Origin of the sequence: Microbacterium capsulatum, assembly GCF_030865425.1 — a bacterium.
Classification (GTDB): domain Bacteria; phylum Actinomycetota; class Actinomycetes; order Actinomycetales; family Microbacteriaceae; genus Microbacterium; species Microbacterium capsulatum.
In genome coordinates this window covers 301,153-314,396 of record NZ_JAVFCB010000003.1, presented here as the reverse complement: position 1 = coordinate 314,396, position 13,244 = coordinate 301,153, and the positions used below count along the sequence as shown (strand labels likewise).

Here is a 13,244-nt window from a genome sequence, read left to right as displayed (position 1 = left end):
AGGCCTTCCAGCCCCGTCGCGGCCTCCGGCGTCAGCGGGACGACGGATCGAGCAGTCGCGCGTCGGCGACGGTGCGCGCGTCGGGCACGCCGGCGAGCTCGGACCACCGCGCGTAGAAGTCGTCGTCCTCGACGGGCGCGAACAGGCGGACCCACCGCTCGTCGTCGATGCTCCGGCGCAGGGCGACGTTGCGTTCCGCGTCCGCGCCCACCGGCGTGCGGAACGGGGATGCCGGATCGGTGAGGACCCGCTGGATCGCGATCGCGACGTCGTCCGGGTCCATGCTCTCGGTGCGGCCCGCGGCGATCATCGTGCGGTAGCGGGAGAGCGTCCTGTCGTACGCGGCCGGGCTCGGCCGGGCCGAGATCTTGCCGCGCATCGCCGTCAGCGTGATGCCGGGCTGCACGATCGCGATCCGGATCCCGAACGCCGCGACCTCGTTCGCGACCGACTCGAGGGAGCCCTCGAGCGCGCACTTGGAGCCCGCGTATGCGGTCCAGGACGGGAGGATCGCCTGGGCGGAGTTCGAGGTCACGGCGCAGATCACGCCACCGCCCGCCTCGCGCATGCCCGGCAGCACCTTCTGGACGCAGCGGAGCGCGCCGAAGTAGTTGACCTCGAAGACGTCCTTGATCGCCGCGATCGTCTCCGCCTCCAGGGTCGCCGACGTGAACAGGCCCGCGTTGTTCACGAGCCGGTCCACCCGGCCGCCGTCGGCGAGGATCTCGGCGAACGCGGCGTCCACCGAGGCGTCGAGGGAGACGTCGCACGCCACGATCCGCAGATCCAGGCCCTCCGCGGCGGCGAGCGCGGCGAGATCCGCACAGGCGGACGGGGTGCGCACGAGCGCCCACACCCGATCTCCCGCCCGCGCCTGCCGCACCGCGGTGGCGAGCCCGATCCCCGTGCTCGCGCCGGTCACCACCGTCGTCATCGTTCCGGAGTCCGTCCCTGCCGGCATCGTCGTCATCGTCGCCCTCCTCTGTCCTCGGCGCCCTCGCTCGCCGCCGGTCCTCCGGCGGCGAGTCGGAACAAACCTAGCGCTTGGTTGGTACGCGCGCTAGGGTGAGCGCATCGCTTCTCATCGACGCCGTGGAGGACACATGGACCGGGCCGTCCCGCACACGATCGTCACCGGAGGGGCGAGCGGGATCGGCGCCGCCGTCGTCGACGAGCTGCTCGCCCGGGGTCACGCGGTCACGGTGTTCGACCTCGACGAATCGCCGGATCGCCGGGCCGCCACCGAGCGCGTCGACCTCACCGACGAGACGGCCGTCGCCGCCGCCGTGGGTGCGGCACTGGCCCGCGGCGGAGTGGTCACCGGTGTCGTCGCATGCCACGGCATCCGCGGCGCCTACGTGCCGGCACTCGAGATGCCGCTCGCGCTGATGCGGCGCCTCTACGACGTCCACGTCGTCGGTACCGTCTCGGTCTGCCGGGAGGTCGTGCGCCGTCTGGGCGGTGCATCGGCGTCGATCGTGCTGATCTCCTCGACCACGGCCTACGGCGGCTGGGCGAACCAGATCGACTACGGCCCCGCCAAGGCGGCGATCCGGCAGGTGACCGAGAACCTGGCGATCGAGTGGGCGCCTCTCGGCGTCCGCGTGAACGCGATCGCCCCCGCGCACACGCGCACGCCGATGCTCGAGCAGCTGATCGCCGGCGGCTACGACATCGAGGCCGTGGAACGGCGGACTCCGCTGGGGCGCCTCGCGATGCCCGCCGAGATGGCATCGACGATCTGCTATCTGCTCGATGCGGCGACCTTCGTGACCGGGCAGTGCCTCGCGGTCGACGGCGGATGGACCGCCGTCGGGAAGTGACGCGCGCCGAGTGCTCGAGGAAGCAATTCGTCGGTTTGCTACGGATGCTCCCAGGGGATTGACAGGAACCCGGTATTCTGGGCTGCGCTCAGCAGGGTGCGCCGGCCGGCGTGCAGGATGCGCAGATCCGCCTCACCCTCGACCTAACAGAAGGCATTGGAAATGACTGGTATTGCTCGGAACGCGCTCGCCGAGGCGATCTCGACCTTCCTCTTCGTGTTCGCGATCATCGGCGCGGTCAACGCGAACAGCCCCGTGACGCCGCTCGCGATCGGTCTCACTCTGACCGTTCTCGTCTACGCGACCGGCCACATCTCCGGCGCGCACTTCAACCCGGCTGTCTCCCTCGGCGTCCTGATCCGCGGCGCGATCGGCGTCACCGACTTCGTCGCCTACGTTATCGCGCAGCTCGTCGGCGGCTCCCTCGCCGCCCTGGCCAGCTTCGCCGTCTGGCCGCACGCCGCCAAGGCCGTCAAGATCTCGGTCGGCCCGGCCTTCCTCGTCGAGGCGCTGTTCACCCTCGCCCTGGTGTGGGTCGTCCTGAACGTCGCGACCTCCAAGGACAACGAGAACAACTCGTTCTACGGCCTCGCCATCGGTGGCACCGTCTTCGCCGGCGCCGTCGCGGTCGGCGGCATCTCGGGCGGCGGCTTCAACCCGGCCGTCGCGCTGGGCCTGTCGATCAGCGGCCAGTTCGACTTCGCCAACCTGTGGCTCTACATCGTCGCGCCGCTCGTGGGTGCCGCGATCGCCGCGCTGCTGTTCCGCGTGCTCAACAGCGCCGACGTCAAGAAGGCCTGATCCTCGGATCCCTCTCGGATCGCCCCGTGCTCCCCGGAGCGCGGGGCGATCCGTGTTTCCGGCATCCGTCGTGTCATTCCGCAGGAGGATCGCACCTCCACGGGATGGATCCGGAAGGCCCGGCCTCAGTAGGCGCGGAGGCCGTCGAAGACGACGCGGGTGACGTCGGTCGCGAGCTCGTCCGGGGCGACGGTCGTCTGGCCGGGGCGGTACCACTCGATGATCGAGTTGATCATGCCGAAGATGAGACGCGTGGTCACCGAGGGGCGGATGTCCGCGCGCAGCGCGCCCTCGTCCTGCGCAGCCTCGACGAGGCGCGCGACGCGCTGGTCGAACGCGCGCCGGCGCACGAGCGCCGCACGCTCGACATCGCTGTTGCCGTGCACCCGCAGCAGCAGGGTGACCTGGGGCAGCCGGCTCGTCAGCACGCGCACGGCGCCCTCGATCACGGCGACGAGCCGGGTCGCGGCGGGCAGGTCGTCGCCGGCCAGGGCGTCGTCGAGCACGGCCTCCAGCCCGCTCAGGGCGTCGTCGAGCGCGATCTCGAGGATCTGCTCCTTCGACGAGAAGTGGTGGTACAGGGCGGCCTTGCTGAGGCCGAGCTTCTCGGCGAGCCCCGACACGCTGGTCGCGTCGTAGCCCTGTTCGTTGAACAGGCCGACGGCGATCTCGAGCACCTGGGAGCGGTCGTATCCGGGGCGTCCGCGGCGTGCGCGGGGGACGGCCTCGTCGTCGGTGTCCGCGACGGCGGTGCGGGGAGTGCTCATCCGCCTCATTCTCCCATCCCGGTCGCGTCGGACTTGCCCGGTTCCGCGTCCGTCTGAGATAGTTTTACTGAACGATCGGTCGGGAAACAAGAGCGATCCGCGAACCCGTCGACGACGACCCGGGAGGATGACGATGTCCGAGGCCTACCTCATCGGCGGCGTGCGCACGCCCGTCGGCCGCTATGGAGGCGCCCTCGCCGGCGTCCGTCCGGACGACCTCGCCGCGCTCGTCGTCCGCGAGGCGGTGTCCCGCGCGGGGATCGCGGATGACGCGGTCGAGGAGATCATCCTGGGCGCCGCGAACCAGGCGGGGGAGGACAACCGCAACGTCGCACGGATGGCCGCCCTGCTCGCGGGCCTGCCCGACAGCGTGCCCGGCATCACGGTGAACCGGCTCTGCGCGTCCGGGATGTCGGCCGTGGCGATGGCCGCGCAGGCGATCCGTGCGGGCGACGCCGACGTCATGCTCGCGGGCGGCGTCGAGTCGATGACCCGTGCGCCCTGGGTGCAGGCCAAGCCGGAGCGCGCCTGGGCCAAGCCGGGCCCCGAGTTCGACACCTCGATCGGCTGGCGCTTCGCGAACCCGCGCCTCATCGCGCGGGAGAAGGCCACCTTCTCCATGCCGGAGACCGCGGAGGAGGTCGCCCGCCTCGACGGCATCACCCGCGAGGACGCCGACGCCTTCGCCCTGCGCAGCCACCAGCGCGCGATCGCCGCGATCGACGCCGGCCGGCTCGCCGCCGAGATCGTCGCCGTGCCGACCCCGAAGGGCGGATCCGTCGACACCGACGAGGGGCCGCGACGCGAGACGACCCTCGAGGTGCTCGCCGGACTGCGGCCGGTCGTGGCGGGCGGCAGCGTCGTCACCGCCGGCAACTCCTCGTCGCTCAACGACGGCGCCTCGGCGATCGTCGTCGCCTCCTCCGACGCGGTCGCACGGCACGGGCTGACCCCGCGCGCCCGGATCGTCGCCTCCGCCTCCGCGGCGCTCGCCCCGGAGATCATGGGCCTCGGCCCCGTGCCGGCCACGGAGAAGGCCCTCGCGAAGGCCGGGCTCACCGTCGCCGACCTCGGAGCGGTCGAGCTGAACGAGGCGTTCGCGACCCAGTCCCTCGCCTCGATGCGCCGGCTCGGCCTGGATCCGGAGATCGTGAACGTCGACGGCGGGGCGATCGCCCTCGGCCATCCGCTCGGATCGAGCGGCTGCCGGATCCTGGTCACGCTCCTCGGCCGGATGGAGCGCGAGGGCGCGCGGTACGGCCTCGCGACGATGTGCGTCGGTGTCGGGCAGGGCACCGCGATGATCCTGGAACGGGTGTGAACCATGGCTGAGATCCTCCGCATCGAGCGGACCGAGGCGCACGTGACCGCGATCCTCGACCGCCCCGAGACGCGCAACGCGATCGACCAGGCGATGATCGACGAGCTGCACGCGCTGTGCACCGAACTCGAGGAGCACCCGCGGATCCTCATCATCGCCGGATCCGGAGGCGTCTTCGCCTCGGGCGCCGACATCGCCCAGCTCCGCGACCGGCGGGCGCAGGACGCCCGCCGCGGCATCAACACCATGGCGTTCCGGCGCATCAGGCAGCTGCCGATGCCGGTGATCGCCGCGATCGACGGCTACGCGCTCGGCGGCGGCGCCGAGCTCGCCTACGCCGCCGACATCCGCATCGGCACCCCGTCGACCCGGATCGGCAACCCCGAGACCGGCCTCGGCATCATCGCCGCGGCCGGCGCGACCTGGCGCCTGCCGCAGATCGTCGGCGAGGCCCGCGCGGCCGAGCTCCTGCTCACCGGGCGCCAGCTGACCGCGGACGAGGCGCTCGCCTGGGGGCTGCTGTCGTCCCTGCACGAGTCCGAGGACCTGCTCGCCGCGGCGCACGCGATCGCCGACCGCATCGCCGCGAACGACCCGCTCGCCACCCGGCACACCAAGACCGCGCTGCTCGCCGCGGCCGACCGGCACCCCGACATCGAGCTGGAGCTGCAGGCCGAGCTGTTCGAGAGCCCGGAGAAGCACCGGCGGATGACCGCCTTCCTGGATCGGAGGAACCGCCGATGAGCGGACGGAACCTGCTGGCGCCCGAGCGCGTCGGCGTGCTCGGCGGCGGACGGATGGGCGCGGGCATCGCACACGCCTTCCTGCTCGCCGGGTCCCAGGTCGTCGTGGTCGAGCGCGACGAGCCCACCGCGGCCGCCGCGGGCGAGCGCATCAGGGAGAGCCTGCGCCGCTCGGTCGAGCGGGGCAGCACGGACCAGACGTTCGACGAGCTGGAGGCCCTGCTCTCCACCGGCGCCGACACCGCCCTCTTCGCGGACCGCGACCTCGTCGTCGAGGCCGTCCCCGAGGACCGCGCGCTCAAGGTCGACAGCCTGCGCCGGATCGAGGCGGCCGCGCCCGGCGCCGCGGTCGCGTCGAACACGTCCTCGATCTCGATCGACGACCTCGCCGCGTCGCTCGACCGGCCGCAGCGCTTCCTCGGCCTGCACTTCTTCAACCCCGTGCCGGCGTCCTCGCTCGTCGAGGTCGTCGTGGGTGCCGCCACCGAGCAGGAACTCGTGGACGACGCCCGGGGCTGGGTCGAGGCGCTCGGCAAGACCGCGGTCGTCGTCGCCGACGCCCCCGGCTTCGCGTCGAGCCGGCTCGGCGTCGCGATCGCGCTCGAGGCGATCCGGATGCTCGAGGAGGGCGTCGCGACGGCCGCCGACATCGACGCGGCGATGGAGCTCGGCTATCGGCACCCCACCGGGCCGCTGCGGACGACCGACATCGTCGGCCTCGACGTGCGGCTCGGAATCGCCGAGGAGCTGCACGCCAAGCTCGGCGACCGGTTCGCGCCGCCGCAGCTGCTGCGCGACATGGTCGCGGACGGACACCTGGGCCGCAAGACCGGCCGCGGATTCTACGAATGGAGCGAGTGACCATGACCGGACTGCTGCCCAGCTACTTGCAGGGATCGTGGTGGACCTCTGCGTCGGAGGGCGGCACGATCGTCCGCGACGCGTCCACCGGCGCCGAGATCGTGCGCGTCGATTCCGCGGGGATCGACCTCGCCGGCGCGGTCGACTACGCCCGCACGGTCGGCCAGCGCAGCCTCGGCGCGCTCACGTTCCATCAGAGGGCGATGCTGCTCAAGCAGATGGCGACCGTGCTGAACGAGCACAAGGAGGAGCTGTACGAGCTCTCCAAGTCCTCCGGCTCCACGGTCCGCGACTCGTACTCCGACGTCGACGGCGGCATCGGCGTGCTGTTCACGTTCTCCTCGAAGGGCCGCCGCGAGCTGCCGAACGCGACCGTGATCCTGGACGGCCCCGTCGAGCCGCTCTCGAAGGACGGATCCTTCCTCGGCCGGCACGTGTACACCCGCCTGCCCGGCGTCGCCGTGCAGATCAACGCGTTCAACTTCCCGATGTGGGGAGCACTGGAGAAGTTCGCACCCGCGTTCCTCGCCGGCGTCCCGTCGATCGTCAAGCCCGCGACCCCGACCGCGTACATCGCGGAGGCGTGGGTGCGGATCCTCGTCGACTCCGGTCTGCTGCCGGACGGATCCCTCCAGCTCGTGAGCGGATCCCTCCCCGGGATCTTCGACCTGCTCCGCCTCGGCGACCTGGTCGCGTTCACGGGCAGTGCCACCACGGCGGCGGGCCTGCGCGCGCAGACCGCGGACGGCGTGCGCTTCACGAGCGAGACCGACTCGATCAACGCCTCGGTGCTCGGCCCGGACGCGACGCCGGACACCCCGGAGTTCGACGCGTACGTCAAGCAGCTCATGGTCGAGCTGACCACCAAGGCCGGGCAGAAGTGCACGGCGATCCGGCGCGCGATCGTGCCGGCCGACTCGGTCGGCCCGCTCGTCGACGCGTTGCGGGCGAAGATCGCCGAGCGCGTCGTGATCGGCGACCCGCACGCCGAGGGCGTCACCATGGGTCCGCTCGTCTCCACCGCGCAGCGCGACGAGGTGCTGCGCCAGGTCGCGGCCCTGCGCGCCGCGGGCGGCGAGCTGCTGATGGGATCCGCCGAGGCGCCGTCCGTCGTGCACGCCGACGGCAGCGTGGGACCCGCCCCGGAGGGCGCGTTCGTCGCCCCGATGCTCGTCGGTTTCGCCGACACGACCGCCCCGGCCGTGCACGAGGTCGAGGCGTTCGGCCCGGTCTCCAGCGTGCTCGGCTACTCGACCCTCGAGGAGGCCGCCGAACTCGTCGGGCGCGGCGGCGGATCGCTCGTCACGAGCGTCGCGACGAAGGATCCCGAGGTGGCGACCGAGCTGCTCACCCGCATCGCCGCGTACAACGGCCGGGTGCTGTTCCTGAACCGCGACGACGCGCGCACCTCGACCGGGCACGGCTCGCCCGTGCCGCACCTCGTGCACGGCGGTCCCGGCCGGGCCGGCGGTGGCGAGGAGCTCGGCGGCATCCGCTCGGTCATGCACTTCATGCAGCGCACCGCGATCCAGGGCACGCCCGAGATCCTCACCGCGATCACCGGCGTCTGGCACCCCGGCGCCGGCACCGACCGCGCCGTGCACCCGTTCCGCAAATCGCTCGCCGAACTGCGCCTCGGCGATCAGGTCGAATCGGGCTTCCGCGAGCTGTCGCTCGAGGACATCGAGGCGTTCGCGTACTCGACCGGCGACACGTTCTACGCGCACATGGACGAGGAGGCCGCCGAGGCCAACCCGTTCTTCGGCGGGCGCGTGGCGCACGGCTACCTGCTCGTGTCCTGGGCGGCCGGCCTGTTCGTGTCGCCCGAGCCGGGGCCCGTGCTCGCGAACTACGGCCTGGAGAACCTGCGCTTCGTCACCCCGGTGAAGCCCGGCGACTCGATCCGGGTGACCCTCACCGCGAAGCAGATCACTCCGCGCGAGACGGACGAGTACGGCGAGGTGCGCTGGGATGCGGTGATCCACAACCAGCGCGACGAGATCGTCGCGACCTACGACGTGCTGACGCTGGTCGAGAAGGAGCTCGCCCCGGCCTGATCCGCGTCGGAGATGGAAAACGCCGCCCGGGAACGGGGCCTCTCGGGGTCGTTGAGCGAGGACGGCCGCAGGTGCCCTCCTCGGGGTCGTTGAGCGAGGACGGCCGCAGGCCCCCTCCTCGGGGTCGTTGAGCGAGGACGGCGGAGCCGACCGAGACGAAACGCGGTTTCCCGCGGATCACCGTCGTTTCGTCTCGCTCGCTGCGCGTGCTCGCTCAACGACCCCGGGGGGAGCGTCGGAGGCCGTCGCTAGCCTCGGCGGATGACCGGATACGCGTACATCCTGAGATGCAACGACGGCACGTTCTACGCCGGAAGCACGAACGACCTCGATCGGCGGTTGGAACAGCATGCCGCGGGCGAAGGCGCGGCGTACACGCGCCGGCGGTTGCCGGTGGCATTGGTCTGGCATGTCGAGTGCGAACGCGTCGACGAGGCGTTCGCGTGGGAGAAGCGGATCCAGGGCTGGAGTCACGCGAAGCGAGCCGCATTCATCGAGGGCGGGCTGGACGCGATCCGCGGCTGGAGCGTCAATACCCGTCGCCTTCCCCGGGGTCGTTGAGCGAGGCCGCTCCGCCTGTTCGGGGTCGTTGAGCGAGGCCGGCGGAGCCGACCGAGACGAAACGCGGTTTCCCGCGGATCGCCGTCGTTTCGTCTCGCTCGCTGCGCGTGCTCGCTCAACGTCCCCGATGGAGGCTGCTCCGCCTGTTCGGGGTCGTTGAGCGAGGACGGCGGAGCCGACCGAGACGAAACGCGGTTTCCCGCGGATCGCCGTCGTTTCGTCTCGCTCGCTGCGCGTGCTCGCTCAACGTCCCCGGGGTACGTCAGCGCAGGTCGTAGAGGCGCTTGTACTTGCCCTCGCTGCGGGGGAGGGATCCGGGCTCCTCGATCCGCACGTCGACCGACGTGCCGATCGACTGCTTGATCCGCAGCTTCAGCACGTCCGCCGCGGCCGCGCACGTCTCCGCGTCGATGTCGGGGTGGCGCTCGATCCGCACCGTGAGCGAGTCGAGGTGGCCCTGCCGGGTCAGCTCCAGGATGAAGTGCGGCGTGAGGTGCTCGATCCCGAGGGCGAGCTCCTCGATCTGGGTCGGGAACAGGTTCACGCCGCGCAGGATGATCATGTCGTCATCGCGGCCGGTGATCTTCTCCATCCGGCGCATCGCGGGGTACGCGGATCCGGGGAGCAGGCGGGTGAGGTCGCGGGTGCGATACCGGATCACCGGGAACGCCTGCTTCGTGAGCGTGGTGAACACGAGTTCGCCCGGCTCCCCGTCGGGCACCGGCTCGCCCGTTTCGGGATCGATGATCTCGGGCAGGAAGTGGTCCTCCCAGATGTGCGGGCCGTCCTTCGTGGCGGCGCTCTCCATCGCGACGCCCGGGCCCATGACCTCGCTGAGCCCGTAGATGTCGACAGCGTCGATGTTCAGGCGCTGCTCGATCTGATGCCGCATCTCGTTCGTCCACGGCTCGGCGCCGAGGATCCCGACCTTGAGCGACGTGGAGCGCGGATCGATCCCGGCGTCCTCCATGGCGTCGGCGATCGTGAGCAGGTACGTGGGCGTGCACATGATGGCATCGGGCTCGAAGTCGTGGATCAGCTGCACCTGCTTGGTGGTCTGCCCGCCCGACATCGGGATGACGGTCGCGCCGAGCCGCTCGATGCCGGCGTGCGCGCCGAGACCGCCGGTGAACAGGCCGTAGCCGTACGCGTTGTGCACCTTCCAGCCGGGCTGCACGCCCGCCGCGCGCAGCGAGCGGGCGATGAGGTCGGCCCAGTTGTCCAGGTCGCTCTGCGTGTAGCCGACGACCGTGGGGCGCCCGGTCGTGCCGGAGGAGGCATGGATCCGGCGCACCTCCGTCATCGGCACGGCGAACATGCCGAACGGGTAATACTCGCGCAGATCGTTCTTCGTCGTGAAGGGCAGCCGGGCGATATCCGCCAGAGACGTCACGTCGTCCGGATGCACCCCGGCGCGCTGGAACGCGAGCCGGTAGAAGGGCACGTTCTCGTACGCGTGGTGCACCGACCACTGCAGCCGCTCGAGCTGCAGAGTCTGCAGCTGTTCCCGGGTCATCGCCTCGGCGGCATCGGTCATGACGGGTCTCCTTCGGCGTCGGCGCCGTCGGGAACGGCGCGGTTCGTGGTGATCGAACGGCCGCGGAACTCGGCGACCACGTCGCCGGTCTCATCGGTCACCGTGATGTCGTACAGGCCCGTCCGGCCGTTGCGCGCACGGCGTACGCCGGTCGCGGTGAGGATCTGGCCCGCCCGGGTGGACTTCAGGAACGTGATGTCGGCGCCGGCGGCGACGGTGACCCGCTCGTCCTCGTTGCAGACGATCGCGAAGGTGGTGTCGGCGAGGGTGAAGACCATGCCGCCGTGGGTGATGTCGAACCCGTTCGTCATGTCCTCGCGCACGGGCATCGAGACGACGGCCCGGCCGGGCTCGTCCACCTCGACCCGCATGCCGAGGGCGGCGGAGGCCCGATCGCGCTGCAGCATCGGCCGCAGCTCCGGGGTGGTGTCGGTCATCGGTTCTCCTTCGAGCGATGCAGCGCCGTTCCAGCGGGCGTTCTTCTGCGAACGGTACGAGTGTGCCATAATAACTGGACGAACGGTAGGTAATTCACGGAGGAGTCGAGGATGACCGTCCCAACCGCACCGATGTCGCTCACCGCGGACGTCGACGCCCAGGCCGTGTTCGACGGCCTCATCGAGAACGAGCAGCGCATCGAGCCCCGCGACTGGATGCCGGACGCGTACCGGAAGACCCTGATCCGGCAGATCTCCCAGCACGGCCACTCCGAGATCATCGGGATGCAGCCCGAGGGCAACTGGATCACGCGCGCCCCGAGCCTGAAGCGCAAGGCGATCCTGATGGCGAAGGTGCAGGACGAGGCCGGGCACGGCCTGTACTTGTACTCCGCCGCGCAGACGCTCGGGATCACCCGCGACGAGATGATGCAGCAGCTCATCGACGGCAAGGCGAAGTACTCGTCGATCTTCAACTACCCCACGCCCACCTGGGCCGACATGGGCGCGATCGGCTGGCTCGTCGACGGCGCCGCGATCTGCAACCAGGTGCCGCTGTGCCGCGCCTCCTACGGCCCGTACGGCCGGGCGATGGTGCGGATCTGCAAGGAGGAGTCCTTCCATCAGCGGCAGGGCTTCGAGATCCTGCTCACCCTCATGCAGGGGTCCGAGGAGCAGCGCGCGATGGCGCAGGACGCCGTGAACCGCTGGTACTGGCCGGCGCTCGCGATGTTCGGCCCGCCCGATGACCAGTCCCCGAACTCGGCGCAGTCGATGCAGTGGAAGATCAAGCGCTTCTCGAACGACGACCTGCGTCAGCGCTTCGTCGGGATGCTCGTGCCGCAGGCCGAGATCCTCGGGATCACCCTGCCGGATCCGGATCTCCGCTTCGACGAGGAGACCGGGCTGTACGAGATGGGCGAGATCGACTGGGAGGACTTCTTCGAGGTCGTCCGCGGCAACGGCCCGCTCAACGCGGAGCGCCTGCAGCGGCGCCGCGACGCCCACGAGGAGGGCGCCTGGGTGCGCGAGGCCGCGGCCGAGTACGCCCGCAAGCAGGCCCTCCGTCAGAGCGAAGGGAAGGCCGCCTGATGACCACCCCCGGCGCATCCCCCGAGGAGACCTGGCCGATGTTCGAGGTCTTCGTCCGCGCGAACCGCGGGCTCAGCCACGTGCACGTCGGATCCCTGCACGCCCCCGACGCCGCGATGGCGATCCGCAACGCCCGCGATCTCTACACCCGGCGCAACGAGGGCACCTCGATCTGGGTGGTCGAGGCCGACGCGATCACCACGAGCGACCCCGACGACAAGGGCGCGTTCTTCGAGAGCCCGGCGGGCAAGAACTACCGGCACGCCGTGTACTACACGGCGTCGGAGGGGGTGCCGCACCTGTGAGCGCCCACGATCTCGATGGTGCGGTCGACCCGCACGGCGACGTCTCGGTCTCCGAGCTCGCGCTCGCCGCGGAGCTCGCCGGGTCCGGGGAGCGCGCCGCGTCCGCCGACATCGCCGAGTACGCGCTCTGGCTCGGCGACGACGCGCTGATCCTGTCCCAGCAGCTCGGAGCGTGGATCACCTACGCCCCCGAGCTCGAGGAGGACATCGCGCTCGGCAACATCGCGCTCGATCTGCTCGGGCACGCCCGCTCCTTCCTCCGCTACGCCGGCAGCTGGGACGGCCGCACCGAGGACGACCTCGCCTACTTCCGCGACGAGGAGGAGTTCCGCAGCGCCTGGCTGTTCGAGCAGCCCAACGGCGACTTCGCGCAGACGATCGCGCGCCAGCTGATCGCGAGCACCTACCTGCTCGAGCTGTACTCGGCCCTGCGCGCGAGCACGGATCCGACCTTCGCCGCGATCGCCGAGAAGGCGGTCAAGGAGGTCGACTACCACCGCGACCACGCCGTGCAGTGGACGCTGCGCCTCGCCGGCGGCACCGACGAGTCCCGCAGCCGGGTCGTCCGCGCCTTCACCGACGTCTGGCCCTACGCGGCCGAGCTGTTCCGCGACGAGGAGCTGATCGACCGCCTCGGCGACGCGGCCGTGCGCCCGTCGTCGCTGCGCCCGGGCTTCGACGCCGTGATCGAGGCGGTCTTCGCCGAGGCCGAGCTGGAGATCCCGGCGGTCTCGACGTCGAGCGGCGGAGGACGCCACGGATCCCACGCGACGCCGCTCGGGCACCTCCTCACCGAGATGCAGGTGCTCGCCCGCAAGCACCCGGGGGCGACATGGTGACCCGGCCCTCCTCCACGTCCCCCTCCACTTCGCTCGCTGGTCGCGGCCCGCCCCCCTGCAGGCGGGCGGTGGGCGGGGGGGGGCCCGCGGGCCCGGCGGG

Annotated in this window: 14 protein-coding genes; 10 read left to right on the top strand and 4 right to left on the bottom strand. The window is 71.2% G+C overall.

Translation table 11 applies throughout. From position 1 onward, the window contains the following. Positions 1-31 precede the first annotated feature (31 nt). Positions 32-970 (bottom strand): SDR family NAD(P)-dependent oxidoreductase, encoded by a 939-nt coding sequence (locus tag RBR11_RS06865; protein WP_308488575.1) that lies wholly within the window; start codon positions 968-970, stop codon positions 32-34. A gap of 133 nt (positions 971-1,103) precedes the next feature. On the opposite strand from RBR11_RS06865, the gene RBR11_RS06860 reads away from it, so the two are divergent. Both RBR11_RS06860 and RBR11_RS06855 read left to right on the top strand, forming a co-directional pair. Beyond that, on the top strand, positions 1,104-1,823 hold the full coding sequence (locus RBR11_RS06860; protein WP_308488574.1) for an SDR family NAD(P)-dependent oxidoreductase: 720 nt from the start codon (positions 1,104-1,106) through the stop codon (positions 1,821-1,823). A gap of 162 nt (positions 1,824-1,985) precedes the next feature. Continuing rightward, positions 1,986-2,624 (top strand): MIP/aquaporin family protein, encoded by a 639-nt coding sequence (locus tag RBR11_RS06855; RefSeq protein WP_308488573.1) that lies wholly within the window; start codon positions 1,986-1,988, stop codon positions 2,622-2,624. 125 nt (positions 2,625-2,749) lie between these two features. On the opposite strand, the gene RBR11_RS06850 is transcribed toward RBR11_RS06855, so the two are convergent. Beyond that, positions 2,750-3,391, bottom strand: a complete 642-nt coding sequence (locus tag RBR11_RS06850; RefSeq protein ID WP_308488572.1) for a TetR/AcrR family transcriptional regulator — start codon at positions 3,389-3,391, stop codon at positions 2,750-2,752. A 133-nt stretch (positions 3,392-3,524) separates the two neighbouring features. Between RBR11_RS06850 and RBR11_RS06845 the strand changes: the two genes are divergently transcribed. The 5 genes from RBR11_RS06845 (at position 3,525) to RBR11_RS06825 (ending at position 8,934) form a co-directional block, all read left to right on the top strand. Continuing rightward, positions 3,525-4,712 carry a thiolase family protein gene (locus RBR11_RS06845; protein ID WP_308488571.1) on the top strand — a complete coding sequence of 396 codons (1,188 nt, stop codon included), beginning with the start codon at positions 3,525-3,527 and terminating at the stop codon, positions 4,710-4,712. 3 nt (positions 4,713-4,715) lie between these two features. After that, complete coding sequence (locus RBR11_RS06840) at positions 4,716-5,456, top strand: enoyl-CoA hydratase/isomerase family protein (RefSeq protein WP_308488570.1); 741 nt, start codon at positions 4,716-4,718, stop codon at positions 5,454-5,456. Then, positions 5,453-6,316: a 3-hydroxyacyl-CoA dehydrogenase family protein gene (locus tag RBR11_RS06835; RefSeq protein ID WP_308488569.1), complete on the top strand. Its 864-nt coding sequence runs from the start codon at positions 5,453-5,455 to the stop codon at positions 6,314-6,316. The genes RBR11_RS06840 and RBR11_RS06835 overlap by 4 nt, the downstream gene beginning before the upstream one ends. A gap of 2 nt (positions 6,317-6,318) precedes the next feature. Continuing rightward, positions 6,319-8,373 carry a phenylacetic acid degradation bifunctional protein PaaZ gene (gene paaZ, locus RBR11_RS06830; protein WP_308488737.1) on the top strand — a complete coding sequence of 685 codons (2,055 nt, stop codon included), beginning with the start codon at positions 6,319-6,321 and terminating at the stop codon, positions 8,371-8,373. A gap of 261 nt (positions 8,374-8,634) precedes the next feature. Beyond that, positions 8,635-8,934: a GIY-YIG nuclease family protein gene (locus RBR11_RS06825; protein ID WP_308488568.1), complete on the top strand. Its 300-nt coding sequence runs from the start codon at positions 8,635-8,637 to the stop codon at positions 8,932-8,934. Positions 8,935-9,196: 262 nt separating this feature from the next. On the opposite strand, the gene paaK is transcribed toward RBR11_RS06825, so the two are convergent. Next, the gene (paaK, locus tag RBR11_RS06820) at positions 9,197-10,471 is read right to left on the bottom strand and encodes a phenylacetate--CoA ligase PaaK (RefSeq protein WP_308488567.1); all 1,275 of its coding nucleotides are present in this window, start codon (positions 10,469-10,471) and stop codon (positions 9,197-9,199) included. After that, positions 10,468-10,908, bottom strand: a complete 441-nt coding sequence (paaI, locus tag RBR11_RS06815; protein WP_308488566.1) for a hydroxyphenylacetyl-CoA thioesterase PaaI — start codon at positions 10,906-10,908, stop codon at positions 10,468-10,470. Before paaI ends, paaK begins: the two co-directional genes overlap by 4 nt. Before the next feature lie 111 nt (positions 10,909-11,019). Here paaI and paaA point away from each other — a divergent pair, with 111 nt between their 5' ends. From paaA to paaC, 3 genes are read left to right on the top strand one after another with little or no spacing between them, the layout of a single operon-like run. Beyond that, positions 11,020-12,000 (top strand): 1,2-phenylacetyl-CoA epoxidase subunit PaaA, encoded by a 981-nt coding sequence (gene paaA / locus RBR11_RS06810; RefSeq protein WP_308488565.1) that lies wholly within the window; start codon positions 11,020-11,022, stop codon positions 11,998-12,000. After that, entirely contained in the window at positions 12,000-12,305 is a 306-nt protein-coding gene (gene paaB, locus RBR11_RS06805) for a 1,2-phenylacetyl-CoA epoxidase subunit PaaB (protein WP_308488564.1), read from the top strand. Before paaA ends, paaB begins: the two co-directional genes overlap by 1 nt. After that, on the top strand, positions 12,302-13,144 hold the full coding sequence (gene paaC, locus RBR11_RS06800; RefSeq protein WP_308488563.1) for a 1,2-phenylacetyl-CoA epoxidase subunit PaaC: 843 nt from the start codon (positions 12,302-12,304) through the stop codon (positions 13,142-13,144). Before paaB ends, paaC begins: the two co-directional genes overlap by 4 nt. Positions 13,145-13,244 lie beyond the last annotated feature (100 nt).